Here is a 16,555-nt window from a genome sequence, read left to right as displayed (position 1 = left end):
ATATCGGGGCGTTCGGCGACCATGACACCACACGTCACGCTGTCACGACCACACACCCGGCCCGGACAACCACGTCCAGCACCTTGCCCAGCCAGAATTTGTGCGCATGGCACAATATCGGCGGCGGTTTTTGTACAACGGACGGAGCGGGCGGTGGCGGCGTACGGATCCCTCGTCTGGGTCGGTCAGGCACTGGGCCCACTCACCGACGCGATCACCGAGGATCTGATTCGCGTCACCGAGCAGATGATCCCGGTGACCGACATCGCCTTCGATCTGGCGGACCTGCGCGCCGCCAGCATCGCGGAGAACATCGCCGTCGTGCAGTACGTCCTGGCCAACAACATCGACCCGGCCACCGTCAGCCCGCCCGCGGGCGCCGCCGCCTACGCCCAGCGGCTGGCCCGGCGCGGCGTGCCGCTGACCGTCCTGCTGCGTGCGTACGGCCTGGGCCAGTATCGCCTCCTCGACGCGGCCATCGGGCTGATCCTCGCCGTTCCCGGCCCCGACCAGGCCGCCAGAATCGCCGAGTTGCTCCGCTTCGCCGGCACCTACCTGGACCGCCTCAACTCGTCCATGGGCCGCATCTACGAAGCCGAACGCGACCGCTGGCTCAGCAGCCGCCAAGCCGCCCGGCAGCAATGGATCGCCCGCCTCCTCGACAGCGACGACGTCGACGTCCCGGCTGCCGAAGAAGCACTCGACTACCGTCTCGACCGCCGCCACCTCGCCGCGGAGGCCTGGACTCCACCGGACACCCCGGGCGCGGACGCGGCACGCGCGCTCGACCAGACCCGCCAACTCCTGTCCACGGCGATGGGCGCCAGGGGAGCCGAACTGGCGGCGGCCACCGGGGAACGCGCGCTGCGCATCTGGTTCCCGGTCACCGAGGACCACCGCACAGCGCCCGACGACATCGGCGACCGGATCGCGGCGTCCGGCCTGCCCGTCAAGGTCGCTCTCGGCACCGTCGGCGCGGGACTACCGGGATTCCGGACCTCCGCCCGCAGCGCGGCCCGCGCCAAGAACCTCGCCGTCACCGCCGGGCCGGACGCGCCGCCGGTGGTGGACTTCGACACCGTCGCCCCGTTCGCGCTCCTGTCCGACGAACCCGACGAGCTCGCCGGACTGGTCCGTCGCGTTCTCGGCCCCCTCGCCGCCGACGGCACCAAGATGGCCATGCTCCGCCACACCCTGGACGTCTTCCTCGCCGAGGGCGGCAGCTACTCGAGCACCGCCCGCCTCCTCGACGTCCACCGCAACACCGTGCAGTACCGCATCCAGCAGATCACCGGCCGCTACGGAATCACGTTGGACGCGGACAACTTCCGTCTACGGTTCGCCCTCGGTGTGTGCCGCTGGTATCGTCACGTGCTTTTTCGGACAATCTGACTCCCGGTGGTTTGTGCCCGACGCACAGTCCCGAAGAGCGAGACAGGTGCGGCGACGTCGTGAACTCCCGAACCCGGGGGGAGTGCCGGCTCGGTATCGACGCCGTGTTCGCGCACCTTCGACCGGAGTCGGCGGGGGTAGAGTTGGTTACCCGGGTGACAGGAGTTGACGATGTCCACACATGCCACACCATCAATGATCCGGACCGCTGTGATCGCGGTGGCCGTGGGCGCCGCGTCACTCGTCGCCACGGCCGGTCCAGCGTCGGCCGACGTCGAACCCGGCAACTACACGTCGACGACATTGTCGGCGGGCATCGTGCTCCTGCAACGTGACGCGCGCGTCGAAGGCGGGGAGCTGGTCTTGATCGGGCGTTACCCGATTCAGCCGACACCCGACGGTGGTTACGTCGACATCTTTCCCGGCCACCGCGTCGTACTGATCAGTGACGGACGCGGCGGGTACACAGGTCCGGCGTATTTCGGTGGGGTGGAGATCGGCAGCATCACCCTGACGCCCCGATAAGGGTGACCGGGGAGAAGATCCCGATACCGCCGTCGGGTCTGCTGGTAACCCTGCGTATTCGTTTTCTGCATATTCGTCAGATCCGTGCCTGGGGAGGGGAGTGGATCGACGCTGCTAGCCCTGGACAGGCATGCAAGTCCGTCTGGCGGAACTGACTTCCTTCCAACACGACGACTCGCGATCCTCACGGACCGCCCTGCGTCGATTACATCGCGGGTGCCAGCGCTAGGCTATGCGTGGGGCTGAGTATGGACCACGGCCTCCAGCAACTTCTCTGCGATGTGGAGGTTCCTCGACGTGGCTCACGGATCAGTAGTTAGGCGTGTCGCCTTGCCGACAGTTGTGTCGGGCCTTGCCACAACCGCTTTGGCCATCGCGATCAACGTCGCAACCGACGGCCGCTACGGGGTGTTGGCGTGGGTCGCGGTCGGAGTGCTGACGCTAGTTACGCTCGGGCTGACGCTGTGGCTCTACAGTAGACAGAATCCGAGCACTCCAGGCGACCCGGATCGTGTACACATCGGTGGCAACGCAAACGTGCGAGCTGACAATCAGTCGGTGGCAGCGCTGGCAATCGACACGGTCAATATGGGTGGTGGTCCGTCGGCCGTCACCCCTCCCCGGGAGCCCGGACAGCAGGGCCCGTGAGGTTCGAAGGTCCTGTAGGCAGGCCTCCTGCACCTCCTGTTTCGATACTCGCGGACCATGGATCGGTCGCGGCCGCCAATATCGAGCACTTCCACTACCACGCTCCGGAAAACCGGCGCAGCGCTGCGGTCGTTCAGCTACTCGCTGCTGGTAGTCTCGGCGTGCGCCTCGTTGGCCGGGGGGACGAGCTGGCAGAGATCGCGAGCGTACTTGCGCTGCCAGCGAGCGGCAATCTCCGCGCAGCGATCCCGGTGGTGTCAGGCCCTCCTGGCGTCGGTAAGTCGGAACTCGCCCGGCACGCAGGAGTCGCGGCCGCCGAACTGGGCACGTTTGCGCAGGTCGCGTTCGTTGATATGCATGGCTACGATCCGGACCCAGATGTCCGGGTCCAGCCAGCATCGGTATACGCGGCCGCCTTAGTTCAGCTGGGGTTCAATCGCTCTGACCTGCCGAATGGCACGGTCGAGCTGGCTGCGGCATACCAGATACATTTGGCGGGCTTGGCCAAGACAGCGCACCGAGTGCTGCTGATACTCGACAACGTCGGCGACGTCGCGCAGATTGAGTCGCTACTCCCCGACGATTCGGCGCACCGTGTTGTTGTGACATCGCGTGAGACCTTGGCCGCTATACCTCAGGCTCGGATCGTGGAAGTCGAGGTCCTATCGCAAGACAGCGCGGTAAGCCTCGTCGTCGAAGCGGTGGCATCTCGAATTCCGGGTGACAGCCGACTCGGCGACGCCACCGTCCTAGGCGAGCTCGTCTCGCTCTGCGGGCATTTGCCACTGGCGCTGCAGATCGTCGCTGCGTTGCTTGCAGATGAGCCTCAAAGGCAGGTTGCTGATCTCGTCGTCGAGCTTCGGGCGGAAGGCACGAGACTCAGCGGTCTGGATTACGACGGCAACTGGTCGGTACGTGCAGCGTTCGAGTTGTCCTACCGCAGGCTTGGAACTGATCTAGCCGTCTTGTTCGCGCTCCTTCCTGCCGTCCCCGGCGTGGACACAGGATTGGTGGCGGCAGCGGCCTTGACGCAGGACTGCGAAATTGCGGTCCGACGCAAGCTTATGCGCCTGGTGCGAGCGCACCTCGTTGAGCGACCGATCGATGAGCGCTGGCATCTGCACGACCTGATCCGGCTATACGCCAAGGAACTTTCCGATGCGGATCCGTCGGCAACTCTCGCAGCCTTCGTCCGCGTGGCATTCCGACTCGGCCTCCGGATCACCATTGCCGGAGCCCAGGCTATGGGAGAGCCGAGGCCAGCTTTGCCGGCGCGGCTCCCGGTCTTGAATGCGGCGGAAGTCGCCGCCCCGTTCCCGGACGCGGAGAGGGCTGCAGCCTGGCTTGTCGCGGAGCGGCAGACAATAGTTGCCCTTATCGAACGGCTGGCCGATCGCGAAGAGTGGCGTCGCCACATTCGTGAAACTGCCTATCCGATCTGCGTGATCTTCGATCGGCTCCGATTCCTCGACGAATTGATCGCCGTGGCCACCACATGGTCCGTAGCAGCCGCAGCGGTCGGCGATCGCGAGTCGGAAGCCAATGCATTGGACCAGCTCTCGGCAGGGCTGCGAAAAGCCCGCCGATTCGACGAGGCACTCGACGTTATTGTCCAGGCAAGAAAGATCTACCGAGAGATGGGAAATCGCGTCGGCGAGGGCGCAGCGTTGAACAATCAAGCGAACATATTGCAGGAATTTTCGAGGTTCGACGAGGCAATCGAGCTCTATCGGACCGACATCGAGATTTGTTGCCAAACCGGCGAACTAGCTGGCGAGGCTCGCGCGTCGAATAACCTGGGTGGCGTTCTGATCAAAGCAGGACGTCCGATAGAAGCTGCCGCTGCTATCGAGCGAGCGGCAAACCTGTTCGCGCAAGTCGGTGATCGGCGTGGTACAGCTCAGGCGTTGAACAACGCGGGGTCGGCGCTGCAATCAGGTCGCCATTGGGACGACGCTGGTCGTCTACACCGGCGTGCAGCAGCAGCGTTTCTGGAGGTCGGAGACCGGCATGGCGAATTAGGTGCTCTGAACAATCTGGCTGTCGCGATGATGATGGATGGTCGAAACAACGAAGCGATCGAAATCCTACAAGGGGTCCGGCGGACTGCATCACAGATGAACGATCAGCGTCTGGAAGCGGACGTGCTGGACAACATTGGTCTAGCGCATCAGCATGAAGGGCGACCTGCAGCCGCGATCAGCGCGCACACCGAATCAAGTGCTGTTGCCGCTGGAATCGGTGATCTGTTTGCCGAAGGCCGGGCGCAGTATCTTCTCTCAGATGCGCTACTCGCAGACAGCAGCCGCTCCGAGGCAATAGATGCATCGCGGCGCGCAATCAGACTGTTCGACCAAGCTGGAGCACCTGAGATCGCTCAAGCACGTGAGCAACTTCTAAAACTCGAGACCGACAGTCATGACTAGTACCGCTTCGGGAAAGCGTTTTTGCTGGTAAGCCTGAATATTCGATGTCGTTGATTCGCTGGGCACGCGGACTGCTACAGGCCCAGCTGGGTCGTGAGCCTACGCACAGCTGAGTGTCGACGGCGCCGGCGCACCGAGCACACCTCATTTACTCGCGGCTCCGGCTAAGCTTACGCCGTGGAAGCGAGTGAGATCTTCGATGCGTCACAGGTCGAAGCTGAACTGGCGGCAGCACGACGTGCTGCCCGAACGATGCTCAACGACGCCTTATCATCCTTGCGGGAGGGCGGAGCTCTTTACTCCGATGACTTGCCGTACCTGGGGTTTATTGAGCGAGCGCAGGCCTTCCATCTTGGGGTTATCTCGCTTGTCGAGCAGGGGAATCCGCTTGGCGCCGTCACCCTGCTGCGAGCCTACGCAGAGAATGCTGCGGTCGCCTTCTGGATTGATAAGAAACCCCAAGACCTGGACAAACTACGCCCAGGAGCACCTCATGGACTACCGATTGGCCGAGTGGTAGCAGAAGCAGAGCGACAACTTCCTGGTTTCAAAGCACTCTATTCTCTGTGGAGCGACCATGCACATCCCTCTGGCTCTGGAGGTTTCCATACGCTGAAGATCTCCGCCGATGGTCAATTCACATGGCAATCCCACCCCAACTTCAAGTCGGCTGCCGACGCTCGGCAGGTGCTCGACTGGCTCGATTCAATCTGCACTCTCACCACGCAAGTCATCAGCCATACGGGCAAGAATCGAACGTAGGATTCGCTAATAAGCTCGAAGTTCAACCGGTCAGCGAAACTGCGACGTCGACCGTCGCTCATCGAATTCGATGCTGAACATTCGCCCGGGCTCACACCACCCACGCGTTCTCCTCGACAGTCGGCGCAGTCCTGGGGTAGACCTCAGCTATCTGTGGTTTGATCCAGGGATGACCAGCGAGGAAGCGATGCCTGCCAGCGACGAGCTGATGTCAGACGAAGAGGTTGCCGCCAAGTGGGCCGAGCTCGCGCCGCTGATCGACAGGGTGACCGCCCGCATCGCTGATCCGAACGACTTCCAGGTCAGTGCGGGCTCAACGCTCGCCGCTGATGACCTTCGGAGTAGTCCCTTTCAGGTAACGCACGGAGCGAGAACGAGCATCGTCGCAGCCGTAGACCACTTACATGCCGTGAACTGCTGGTCGCGGAGCCGTTTGCCGAGAGCGTTCCAAGGCTGCCCGAGCGAGATGGAGGTCACCCGTAGCCGCGGTCGCCTCCTCATTCACGCAAATGCCCAGGTAGATGCATAATCTCGGTCCAACGTGCGAGGAGCGGTCCTGCGCCCACGGGGAGGAGGCGATGATTCATCTGATGCAATACGCAGACGTTTAGTTGACATAATGTGCATTATCGGCGTTTGAACGGCGCCGGTCGGGCGGGTGTTTTGCATTATTGATGCACTACGTGCCGTGTTGCGTTGCGTGCCGATTCGTCAGCGTTCCACCACCGCGGCGACTGACACCGCGCCGTCGTATCGCGCGCAACAACTCGCGATGTCCATGTCGACGTTTTGCGATGTGACGCGGAATTCGGCGTTTTCCACCTGGTGGCCCATTCATGACCACTCGCGATGAATGCCTGCATCTGCAGCATGCGGCCCCATATGTGGCGAAATGAAGAATTCGTGGGCCTCGGGGTGAACAGGTTCGCACTCCCCCTCCACTTCCCCAGTGCCCTTATTTCGTCACTGTGACGAAATAAGGGCACTGGGGAAACTCAGGAATACATCGCATCGACGTCGGCGGCGTACTTCTTCATGACCTCCGCACGCCTCAGGGACATCTTCGGAGTCAGCTCACCGGTCGCTTCGGTCCATTCGCACGGCAGAATGCGAACCTTCTTGATGCCCTCGGCGTGCGACACGTGAGTATTGGTGGCGGCGACCGCCGCATCGATCTCGGAGACGAGGTCGGGATCGTCGATGAGCGTTTCTACCGAAGTGTCGGCGGGAAGATTGTGGCGGAGTCGCCAATCCGGAAGAACGTCCGGGTCGAGGGTGATCAGGGCGCCGACAAAAGGTCGGCCGTCACCGACGACCATCGCTTGACCGATCAACGAATGTGAACGAAGAGAATCTTCCAGCAGGCCCGGCGAGACGTTCTTACCGCCGGCCGTGACGATGATTTCCTTCTTGCGGCCGGTGATGGTCAGGTAGCCGTCACGGTCGATGGCACCCAGGTCACCCGTGCGGAACCAGCCGTCGGTGAATGCCTCGGCGGTCGCGTCGGGGTTGCCCCAGTACTCGCGGAACACCACCGGGCCACGCAGCAGGAGCTCACCGTCGTCGGCGATCTTGATTCCGTGGCCGTCGGTCGGGCGGCCCACGGTGCCGACCCGGGTGTTTCGTGGGGTGTTCACGGTGATCGCGGCAGTGGTCTCGGTGAGCCCGTAGCCCTCGTAGATGGGAATGCCCACACCGCGGAAGAAGTGGCCGAGGCGGGCGCCGAGCGGTCCGCCACCGGACACCGCCGCACCGCAGCGGCCGCCGAGCGCGCCACGCAGCTGCCGGTACACCAGCTTGTCGAACAGGGCGTGCTCGAGCTTGCGCAGGAGTCCCGGTCCGCCGCTGTCCAGCGATTCGCTCCAGGCGATGGCGGTCTCGGTGGCGCGGTCGAAGATCCGGCCCCTGCCGCCGGAATGTGCCTTCTGCTGGGCACCGTTGAAGACCTTCTCGAATACGCGCGGCACCGCCAGGATGAAGTCCGGCCGGAAACTGCCGAATTGGTCGACGAGCGTGGACCAATCGGAGCTGAACGCCACGATCACTTTGGCGTCGAGGGCGGCCAGGGTGACCGCGCGGGCGAACACGTGCGCGAGCGGCAGGAACATCAGCGACCGGTTGCCTTCGGTGACGAACTCCGCCAAGGCGATCCGGTCGGACTTCGACTCCGCGTAGAGGTTCGCGTGGGACAGCAACACGCCCTTGGGGCGTCCCGTGGTGCCCGAGGTGTAGATCAGGGTGGCCGGGGAGCTGGCGTAGACCTGGGCGCGACGGGTGTGGACCGCCTCGTCGTCGAGGTCGGCGCCGCGCGCTGTCAGCTCCGCGACGGCGCCCTGGTCGATCTGCAGGATTTCGGTCAGCTCGGGGAGAGCGGCGCGGTCGATCTGGTCGATGACCCGACGGTGCTTGTCGCTGTCGACCACCAGCAGCTGGGTCGCGGAGTCCTGCAGGATCCACTTGGCCTGCTCGGCGGCGGAGCTGTCGTAGATGGCGACGGTGCAGCCGCCCGCGGCCCAGATGGCGTGGTCGAGGACCACCCACTCGTAGCGGGTGGGTGCCATGATGGCGACCCGGTCGCCGAGTCCGACGCCGGAGGCGATGAGACCCTTGGCGACATCGGTGACGGTGCGGGCGAATGCCGCGGCGGTGACGTCGGTGAGTCCGCCGTCGCCGGTGTCGACGTTGAACAGCACCGTGTCCGGCGAGTGCTCGGCGTGCCGGAACACGCTGTCGGAGTTGTTCGCGTGTTCTGGAACGGTGTAGGAAGCCGGGGCTTCGAACTCGCGCATCGGGTGCCTTCCGCGTGGGGGTATCGATTCGAGGTGTGCGCTACTGCGCGGTGGCCGGTTCCTGGCGCTGGTCGAGGCCGAGGCGATGCAGGCCGCGCAGGTCGTAGGTGTGGGTGGCGACGGCGCCGAGGATCAGTCCGATCGCGAGGCCGACGAGGGTCATCCACAGGCCCTGGCTCATGCCTGCTTCGAGGTGGCCGTCGAAGAACAGGATGGCGCGCACGGCGAGGTAGATCTGATGCATGGGTTCGAAGGCGGCCAGGTCGGCGATCCAGCGCGGGGTGGCCTCGAGCGGGATGGTGCCCGAGGACGACGGGATGCCCAGGACGACGAAGACGATGAGGTTGATCATCAGGCCGGCGGTGCCGAAGGCGGCCATGACCGACAGTCCGGTGACGGCGATGGCGGTGATGGCGAGGGTGCCGTAGAGGAACAGCATCAGCGGTCGTTCGATGGTCATGTCGAGCAGGGCGCCGACGCCGAGGAACACGCCGGAGGCCAGGGGTGCGCTGATGGCGGCGATACCCCATTTGATGAGCAGGGTGCGCCAGCGGCTGATCTGGGCCCGGGCGGTTCGCTTGTGCCAGGGGCCGTATTCGGCGGGGACGAAGCCGAGGGAGCCGTCGACGAGGGAGTTGATCATCATCGCGCCGCTGAAGCCGACGATCAGCAGGACGAGGGTGTAGAAGAACGCCGCGAGTCCTTGGCCGGTGCCTTCGGGCAGGGGGTGGTACGGAGTGACGACGACGTCGATGGGCTGGGTGAGCTGCAGCTGGGCGGCGCCGCTGAGCGGTGCGGTGCCGATGGCGCCGCGGACCTGGTCGGTGAGCTGGGTGCCGACGGTGGTGTTGACCTGGGTCATGGCCTGGTCGGCGATCGTTTCCATGATCTGGGCGGCGAGGGTGCCCGCGCGGGGGTTGGTCAGGACCGAGATGATCGGCTGTTCGACGGTGCCGGGGACAATCGATGCCGTGCCGAGGATGGCGACGCGTTTGGTGAAGTCGCCGGGGATGACGATGGCGCCGTACACCTCGCCGTTGCGCAGTTGTCGTTGCGCTTCGTTGAGGCCGACGGCGCGCAGGTCGATCTTGTCGGCGGGGATGTTCTCCCCCAGTGCCGTGCTGATCTGGGCGCCGAGGTTGGTGGGCTGGCCGGCGAGGGTGTCGCCGACGTCCTGGTTGACGACGGCGATCGGGAAGTCGTGCAGGTGCTTCTGGGGGTCGGCGGTGTAGCCGAGGTACATGGTGCCCAGGAGCGCGGCCAGCACGGTGACCAGCGTGATCGGTGCCAACCACTCGCGGATCGGCATGCTGCTCGGCGGGCGCGTCGGCGCGGTGTTGTCAGTCATGGCACCCGTCAATGTAGTCAGCGACTACAAAGTAGTCAATGCAAACATTCGGCGCGTGTCGGATATCCTGCTACCACCATGTCCTTGCACTCGCGCTACCACCACGGAGACCTCCGGGCCGCACTGCTGCAGCACGCCGAGGCGGCGCTGCGCACGGTCGGCGCGGACGGCTTGTCGCTGCGTCAGCTGGCCCGCGACACCGGTGTCAGCCACGCGGCCCCGAGCCGGCATTTCCGCGACAAGCAGGCACTGCTCGACGCACTGGCCGTCAGCGGCCTGGAACGGCTCGGCGACTGCTTCGAACAGGCCGTGACCGCCGGGCCGATCACCACGCGGCTCCAGACCTTCGCCCGGGCCTATCTGCGGTTCGCGCTGGACAATCCGGAGTTGCTGCCGCTGATGTTCGCGCGCAGGCACAGCTCCACCGACACCGAGATCCAGGCGGCCGCGGAGCGTGCCTTCGCCATCCCGATCGCGCTCATCGCCGAAGGCCAGGCCGCCGGGGAGATCGTGCCCGGTGACCCGAAACGTCTCGGTGTCACCGCGCTCGCGGCCGTGCAGGGCCTGGCGACCTTCGTCGGGTCGGGCTATACCGCCGACTACGACTCCGAGCAGCTCCTCGACGATCTGGTCCGGCACATGACCCTGGGGCTACTCCCCCGGTCGTGACGAGACCTTCTATTCGGTGCCCGCGAGGATGACAGGGCGGCCGTTGCGCGGCTGCGTGGGCCGGTTGCTGTGCGGGAACAGGGCGCGATACCGGTCGACGTCGGCCACCGCGACAGGACTCGGCGTGCGCAGCACGATCCACGCCACGCCCTCGGTGCACGGCGGCGTGGTGAGTGAGCCTTCGTAGCGGAACTGGGCGAGCTCCGCGGGCAGGAACGTGCGGGGGTCGACGTTGCTGAGCGTGCGGGTGGCGCCGACGCGATCGGGTGCGACGGTGAGGACCCGACTCACCGCCGCCGGTGCCTGCTGGGCGCGCAACATGATCGCGAGCACGGCCAGCCGCCCGGCCCGGTCGGTGTGCACGAGGTGCAGTTCCATGGCGGTCTCGGCGCCGACGACGGTGTGTTCGCTGGGTAGATGGAAGTGGTACTGGGTCAGCGAGAACGGGGTGCCGTCGACGATGATGCGGTTGCCCGAGTCGGCGGGCACGGCGGTCTGGATGGTGTGGCCGGTGTTGGTGATGGTGGCCGTGGGGGTGGGCCCGTAGACGATCTCGATGTGGTCGGCGGGGTGCGTCTCGGCAGCGTCGGGGAGATCGATCGGTGACTGGGCGTGGCCGTTGCGGCAGGTGGCGAAGTGCTTGTCGAGGTCGGCCCAGTGGTCGGGACCTTCGGCGTCGTAGTCCCAGTGTGGCGCGGTGGCGGTGGTGTCGGCGGCGCCGCACCCGGCGGTCGCGAGCAATGCCAGGGCGGCGAACGCCTTGCGGCGGTTCAGGACGACTCGATGTGTCACCGGCGCGACTCCTTGCCACGATTCGGCCGCCGGTCCGGTGCCGGGAAGTCGGCGCGTCCGCAGCGGCGCAACGATCAGAGCGCACGCGGAGATCGGCGCATCATCGAAGGCCATCGGAATGTCCGATTGGTACCGAATATCCCTCTGGTGCAGGTGATTTCGCGCGTGCAACGGACTCTCAGGCTAGGCCGGTGGGTACGGTGCGGACCAGAGCGCGCGGCGGCGAGATACGTCACATCGGACGGGGTGCCGAAGAGGTGGTCCTCCCCCAGGACCGTTGCCCTGAGGGAGGATTCGGGCGAATCAGGCGCCGACGTAGTCGGCGAGGTGCTCGCCGGTGAGGGTGGATCGGGCGGCGACGAGATCGGCGGGCGTGCCTTCGAAGACGATCCGGCCACCGTCGTGACCGGCGCCGGGGCCCAGGTCGATGATCCAGTCGGAGTGGGCCATCACGGCCTGGTGGTGCTCGACGACGATGACCGACTTGCCCGCGTCGACGAGCCGGTCCAGCAGGCCGAGCAGCTGTTCGACATCGGCCAGGTGCAGGCCGGTGGTCGGCTCGTCGAGGATGTAGACGCCGCCCTTGTCGGACATGTGGGTGGCGAGCTTCAGGCGCTGTCGTTCACCGCCGGACAGGGTGGTGAGCGGCTGGCCGATGGTGAGGTAGCCGAGGCCGACCTCGGTGAGGTGGGTGAGGATCTTGTGGGCGGCGAGGGTCTTGGCCTCCCCCTCGCCGAAGAACTCGCGAGCCTCGTCGACGGGCATCGACAGCACCTCGCTGATGTTCTTGCCCGCGAAGGTGTACTCGAGCACCTCGGCCATGAACCGCTTGCCCTCGCACACCTCACACACGGTGGACACCCCGGCCATCATGGCCAGGTCGGTGTAGACGACGCCGGCGCCGTTGCAGTTCGGGCACGCGCCTTCGGAGTTGGCACTGAACAGGGCAGGCTTGGCGCCGGTGGCCTTGGCGAAGGCCTTGCGGATGTGGTCGAGCAGGCCGGTGTAGGTGGCGGGGTTGCTGCGCCGGGAGCCCTTGATGGGTGCCTGGTCGATGGAGATGACGCCCTCGTCGATCGGGATGGAGCCGTGCACGAGCGAGCTCTTGCCCGAACCCGCGACCCCGGTGATCGCGACCAGTACGCCGAGCGGGATGTCGACATCGACCTCGCGCAGGTTGTTGGCCGTCGCGCCGCGGATCTGCAACGCGCCGGTGGCGGTGCGGACTGTGTCCTTGACGGCGGCCCGGTCGTCGAAATGGCGGCCGGTGACGGTCTTGCTGGCGCGCAGGCCGTCGACGCTGCCTTCGAAGCAGATGGTGCCGCCCTTGGAGCCCGCGGCGGGACCGAGGTCGACGATGTGGTCGGCGATGGCGATGGTCTCGGGCTTGTGCTCGACGACCAGGACGGTGTTGCCCTTGTCGCGCAGGCGCAGCAGCAGGTCGTTCATGCGCTGGATGTCGTGCGGGTGCAGGCCGGCGGTGGGCTCGTCGAAGACGTAGGTGACGTCGGTGAGCGAGGAGCCGAGGTGCCGGATCATCTTGACGCGCTGGGCTTCACCGCCGGAGAGGGTGCCCGAGGGCCGCGACAGCGACAGGTAGCCGAGGCCGATCTCGACGAACGAGTCGAGGGTCTGGCGCAGCGATTCCAGCAGCGGGGCGACCGAGGGGTCTTCGATGCTCTTGACCCATTCGGCGAGATCGGTGATCTGCATCGCGCAGGCGTCGGCGATGCTGACGCCGTCGATCTTGGACGAGCGGGCTTCGGCGGACAGGCGGGTGCCGTCGCAGTCGGGGCAGGTGCCGAAGGTGACGGCGCGTTCGACGAAGGCGCGCACGTGCGGTTGCAGTGCTTCGACGTCCTTGGACAGCATGGACTTGCGGATCTTGGGGATCAGGCCCTCGTAGGTGAGGTTGATGCCGTCGACCTTGATCTTGGTCGGTTCCTTGTAGAGCAGGTCGGCGAGCTGCTTCTTGGTGTACTTCTTGATCGGCTTGGCGGGGTCGAAGAAGCCGCTGCCCTTGAAGATCCGGCCCATCCAGCCGTCCATGCTGTAGCCGGGGATGGTGAGGGCGCCCTCGTCGAGGGATTTGTTCTCGTCGTAGAGCTGGGTCAGGTCGATGTCGTTGACGGTGCCCTTGCCCTCGCAGGTGGGACACATGCCGCCGGTGATGGTGAAGCTGCGGCGTTCCTTGACGGTGACGCCGTGCTTCTCCACGGCGACCGCGCCGGAGCCGCTGATCGAGGCGACATTGAAGGAGAAGGCCTGCGAGGAGCCGATGTGCGGGTCGCCGAGGCGGCTGAACAGGATGCGCAGCATGGCGTTGGCGTCGGTGACGGTGCCGACGGTGGAGCGCGGGTCGGCGCCGAGGCGGGACTGGTCGACCAGGATGGCGGTGGTGAGGCCCTCGAGGACGTCGACGTCGGGGCGCGACTGGCTGGGCATGAAGCCCTGCACGAAGGCGCTGTAGGTCTCGTTGATGAGGCGCTGGGATTCGGCGGCGATGGTGCCGAAGACGAGCGAGCTCTTGCCGGAGCCGGAGACGCCGGTGAAGACCGTGAGCCTGCGCTTGGGGATCTCGACGCTGATGTCGCGCAGGTTGTTCACGCGGGCGCCGTGCACCCGGATCAGGTCGTGGGCGTCGGCCGGCTCCACGGTCGCGGTGCTGGACTTCTTGGCCGTGCTCATGGATCTCCCTCAGGTCGGTCGGCGTCGCCGGTTTCTCGAATCTACCGGCGGGGGTGCCTACTTGGTCTGCTGGATGCGGACCATGTTGCCCGCGGGATCGCGGAAGGCGCAGTCGCGGATGCCGTAGGGCTGATCGGTGGGCTCCTGTACGACTTCGACGTCGCCCGCTTGGAGCTTCTCGAACAGGCCGTCGAGGTCGTCGGTGGCGAGGTTGATGCCGGCGTAGGTGCCTTTGGCCATCATCTCGGTGATGACGCGGCGTTCCTCGTCGGTGATGCCGGGGTCGGCGGCGGGCGGGTGCAGCACGATGGAGGTGCTGGGCTGGTCCGCCGGGCCGACGGTGATCCAGCGCATGCCGTTGTAGCCGACGTCGTTGCGGACTTCGAAGCCGAGCGCGTCGCGGTAGAAGGCGAGGGCGGCGTCGGGGTCGTCCTGGGGCAGGTAGCTCTGGTGAATGGTGATGTTCATGGCGACCACGCTAATTGTCGCGGGAGACCGGCGCTTCTCGATTCCTGATCGGTCTGGTCACCTTCTTGACCACGCACGACGGCATGCCCTGGGTCGCCAGCGCCTCCTGCCGGTAGACGCTCGGCGGGACGCCGACGAGTTCGGTGAAGCGGGTGCTGAAGGTGCCCAGTGACGACGATCCGACGGCGAAGCAGACCTCGGTGACGCTCAGGTCGCCGCGGCGCAGCAAGGCCATGGCGCGTTCGATGCGGCGGGTCATCAGGTACGAGTAGGGCGATTCGCCGTAGGCGAGGCGGAACTGGCGGCTGAGGTGCCCGGCGGACATGTGCACGCCGCGCGCGAGCGCCTCGACATCGAGCGGTTGCGCGTATTCGCGGTCGATGCGGTCGCGGACCCGGCGCAGCAGGGCCAGGTCCCGCAGGTGCTGGGGCCGCTCCGGCGTGCTGGTCACATGCGCGATCGTCTCATGTCGGGGCAGGGTTGCCCAGCAGGGCCGGGTGCGCCGCCCTCGGCGATCGGACGGCGGCGACCTGGTCGCGGAAGTGCGGGCAGGTGCGGAAGTCCTCGGCGTCGCAGTCGAGGACGTGGGTGACGGCGTCGAGGGCGGCGCGGGTGCGGGCCAGCTGGTCGGCGAGGCGGGCCCGGTGGGCGTGCAGTACCTGCCTGCGGGTGGCCCGGTCGGGTGCCTGGGTGAACAGGAGGGCCAGGTCGTCCAGGGACAGTCCGGCCTTCTTGCCCAGGACGATCATGGCGATGGTGTCGAGGTCTGTTTCGCGGTAGCGGCGTCGGCCCGCCGAGTCGCGGCCCGGGGTGAGCAGCCCGCGGTCCTCCCAGTGCCGGAGGACGTGGGTGGCGAGTCCGAACCGGGCCGCGGCTGTGCCGATCGTGGTGTGCTCGCCCGTCATCCGTCGAGCCTAGGCGGTGGCGAGGTAGCGGGTGACGACGGCGACGGGATGCCAGGGCAGGCGGATCGCGGTGGACTCGACGGTGCCGAATCGTGCGCGCAGCGAGTCCTGGACGGCCGCGGTGCGGGCGAATCGGAAGTCGTAGACGGCGAGGGTGGCGCCGGGGCGCAGGATGCGGTGCAGTTCGTGGGCGGCCGGGTCGAGGTCGGGCCATTCGTGCATGCTCAGGCTAGACACGGCGAGGTCGATGCTCGTGTCGGGATACGGGAGATCGGTGACGTCGGCGACGGCCAGCTCGACGGTGTGAGCGGACAGGTGCCGGCGGGCGATCTCGATCATGTGTGGGGACAGGTCGATGCCGTGCAGGCGCAGGTCGGGGCGTCGGGTCGCCAAGCAGGACAGCAGCTTTCCCGGGCCGGTGCCGATGTCGGCGACGGTGGCGCCGGGTGTGGTGGCGGCGTCGATGTCGGTGGCGATGCGCCGGTAGAGGCTGCCGAGCAGGCGGGTGGCGCGGCGGTCGTAGCCGAGGCTGCGGGCGTGGTCGAAGGTGGTCATGGGACCACCGTGCCGGTTCAGGTCGACCTGAAGTCAAGCTCCGCGGTCGGGCGGACGGCGGCGGTGCGCCCGGGCGCCCGCTGGTACTGCCAGTAGAGGTTGGTGTGGGCGATGACCTCGGCGGGTTGCGGTGCGCCCCAGGGGGTCTTGTCGAAGGTGGTGTGGGCGTCGGCGACGAGGGTGACGTCGTAGCCGCGCACGAACGCGCCGTGGATGGTGGAGCGGACGCACGCGTCGGACTCGGCGCCGGTGACGACGAGGTGCCCGGCACCGGCCGCGGCGAGCAGCGCTTCGAGGGGCGTGTCCTCGAAGGAGTCGCCGTAGCGCTTGGGGACGAGGGGTTCGTCGTCGCGGCGGGTCAGTTCGGGGACGTACCGCCAGGCCTCGGTCCCGGTGACCAGATCTTCGGCGGAGTGCTGGATCCAGATCACCGGCACCGAGGCGGTGCGAGCCCGGTCGACGAGTGCGGCGATGTTGGCGACCACCTCGTCGCGGCGGATCGCCGCTTCGACGACGCCGTTCTGGACGTCGACGACGAGCAGGGCGGTGCCGGGGCGGTCGGGCAGCGTGGTCACGGCGGATTCCTCG

Annotated in this window: 15 protein-coding genes; 6 read left to right on the top strand and 9 right to left on the bottom strand. The window is 66.4% G+C overall.

The features are described 5' to 3' along the window. Positions 1-153: 153 nt before the first annotated feature. From V8688_RS00425 to V8688_RS00405, 5 genes are all read left to right on the top strand, one after another. Positions 154-1,392, top strand: coding sequence for a helix-turn-helix domain-containing protein (locus tag V8688_RS00425; protein ID WP_342799870.1), 1,239 nt, complete (start codon positions 154-156; stop codon positions 1,390-1,392). Positions 1,393-1,602: 210 nt separating this feature from the next. Beyond that, positions 1,603-1,917: a hypothetical protein gene (locus V8688_RS00420; protein ID WP_342799869.1), complete on the top strand. Its 315-nt coding sequence runs from the start codon at positions 1,603-1,605 to the stop codon at positions 1,915-1,917. Positions 1,918-2,561: 644 nt separating this feature from the next. Continuing rightward, a complete protein-coding gene (locus V8688_RS00415) occupies positions 2,562-4,991 on the top strand; it encodes a tetratricopeptide repeat protein (protein WP_342799868.1) in 2,430 nt (809 codons plus the stop codon). A 177-nt stretch (positions 4,992-5,168) separates the two neighbouring features. After that, positions 5,169-5,753, top strand: coding sequence for a hypothetical protein (locus V8688_RS00410; RefSeq protein WP_342799867.1), 585 nt, complete (start codon positions 5,169-5,171; stop codon positions 5,751-5,753). A 169-nt stretch (positions 5,754-5,922) separates the two neighbouring features. After that, positions 5,923-6,282, top strand: a complete 360-nt coding sequence (locus V8688_RS00405) for a hypothetical protein (protein WP_342799866.1) — start codon at positions 5,923-5,925, stop codon at positions 6,280-6,282. A 466-nt stretch (positions 6,283-6,748) separates the two neighbouring features. On the opposite strand, the gene V8688_RS00400 is transcribed toward V8688_RS00405, so the two are convergent. Together V8688_RS00400 and V8688_RS00395 are read right to left on the bottom strand one after the other, a co-directional pair. Next, on the bottom strand, positions 6,749-8,542 hold the full coding sequence (locus tag V8688_RS00400) for a long-chain fatty acid--CoA ligase (RefSeq protein WP_342799865.1): 1,794 nt from the start codon (positions 8,540-8,542) through the stop codon (positions 6,749-6,751). A 40-nt stretch (positions 8,543-8,582) separates the two neighbouring features. After that, positions 8,583-9,890 (bottom strand): ABC transporter permease, encoded by a 1,308-nt coding sequence (locus tag V8688_RS00395; RefSeq protein ID WP_255588262.1) that lies wholly within the window; start codon positions 9,888-9,890, stop codon positions 8,583-8,585. A gap of 78 nt (positions 9,891-9,968) precedes the next feature. Between V8688_RS00395 and V8688_RS00390 the strand changes: the two genes are divergently transcribed. After that, positions 9,969-10,559: a WHG domain-containing protein gene (locus V8688_RS00390; RefSeq protein WP_316574815.1), complete on the top strand. Its 591-nt coding sequence runs from the start codon at positions 9,969-9,971 to the stop codon at positions 10,557-10,559. A gap of 9 nt (positions 10,560-10,568) precedes the next feature. On the opposite strand, the gene V8688_RS00385 is transcribed toward V8688_RS00390, so the two are convergent. The 7 genes from V8688_RS00385 to V8688_RS00355 all read right to left on the bottom strand — a co-directional run bounded on the left by V8688_RS00385 (position 10,569) and on the right by V8688_RS00355 (position 16,542). Continuing rightward, the gene (locus V8688_RS00385; protein ID WP_218720189.1) at positions 10,569-11,351 is read right to left on the bottom strand and encodes a carbonic anhydrase family protein; all 783 of its coding nucleotides are present in this window, start codon (positions 11,349-11,351) and stop codon (positions 10,569-10,571) included. Between the two features lie 303 nt (positions 11,352-11,654). After that, positions 11,655-14,039: an excinuclease ABC subunit UvrA gene (locus V8688_RS00380; RefSeq protein WP_218720190.1), complete on the bottom strand. Its 2,385-nt coding sequence runs from the start codon at positions 14,037-14,039 to the stop codon at positions 11,655-11,657. A 57-nt stretch (positions 14,040-14,096) separates the two neighbouring features. Further along, positions 14,097-14,507: a VOC family protein gene (locus tag V8688_RS00375; protein ID WP_218720191.1), complete on the bottom strand. Its 411-nt coding sequence runs from the start codon at positions 14,505-14,507 to the stop codon at positions 14,097-14,099. Positions 14,508-14,517: 10 nt separating this feature from the next. Continuing rightward, positions 14,518-14,958, bottom strand: coding sequence for an AraC family transcriptional regulator (locus tag V8688_RS00370; RefSeq protein WP_218720192.1), 441 nt, complete (start codon positions 14,956-14,958; stop codon positions 14,518-14,520). Between the two features lie 13 nt (positions 14,959-14,971). Then, positions 14,972-15,412 carry a MerR family transcriptional regulator gene (locus V8688_RS00365; RefSeq protein ID WP_342799864.1) on the bottom strand — a complete coding sequence of 147 codons (441 nt, stop codon included), beginning with the start codon at positions 15,410-15,412 and terminating at the stop codon, positions 14,972-14,974. Positions 15,413-15,421: 9 nt separating this feature from the next. Next, positions 15,422-15,967, bottom strand: a complete 546-nt coding sequence (locus tag V8688_RS00360; RefSeq protein ID WP_342799863.1) for a class I SAM-dependent methyltransferase — start codon at positions 15,965-15,967, stop codon at positions 15,422-15,424. Positions 15,968-15,984: 17 nt separating this feature from the next. Next, entirely contained in the window at positions 15,985-16,542 is a 558-nt protein-coding gene (locus tag V8688_RS00355) for an isochorismatase family protein (RefSeq protein WP_342799862.1), read from the bottom strand. Positions 16,543-16,555 lie beyond the last annotated feature (13 nt).

This window comes from Nocardia sp. No.11, from assembly GCF_038752175.1.
GTDB lineage: Bacteria > Actinomycetota > Actinomycetes > Mycobacteriales > Mycobacteriaceae > Nocardia > Nocardia canadensis.
This window is presented reverse-complemented; position numbering and strand designations above follow the sequence as displayed.

Coding starts and splice junctions, on each gene's coding strand:
- V8688_RS00405 (WP_342799866.1), top strand. CDS start 5,923: ATGACCAGCGAGGAAGCGATGCCTGCCAGCGACGAGCTGATGTCAGAC.
- V8688_RS00400 (WP_342799865.1), bottom strand. CDS start 8,542: ATGCGCGAGTTCGAAGCCCCGGCTTCCTACACCGTTCCAGAACACGCG.
- V8688_RS00395 (WP_255588262.1), bottom strand. CDS start 9,890: ATGACTGACAACACCGCGCCGACGCGCCCGCCGAGCAGCATGCCGATC.
- V8688_RS00390 (WP_316574815.1), top strand. CDS start 9,969: ATGTCCTTGCACTCGCGCTACCACCACGGAGACCTCCGGGCCGCACTG.
- V8688_RS00380 (WP_218720190.1), bottom strand. CDS start 14,039: ATGAGCACGGCCAAGAAGTCCAGCACCGCGACCGTGGAGCCGGCCGAC.
- V8688_RS00375 (WP_218720191.1), bottom strand. CDS start 14,507: ATGAACATCACCATTCACCAGAGCTACCTGCCCCAGGACGACCCCGAC.
- V8688_RS00365 (WP_342799864.1), bottom strand. CDS start 15,412: ATGACGGGCGAGCACACCACGATCGGCACAGCCGCGGCCCGGTTCGGA.
- V8688_RS00360 (WP_342799863.1), bottom strand. CDS start 15,967: ATGACCACCTTCGACCACGCCCGCAGCCTCGGCTACGACCGCCGCGCC.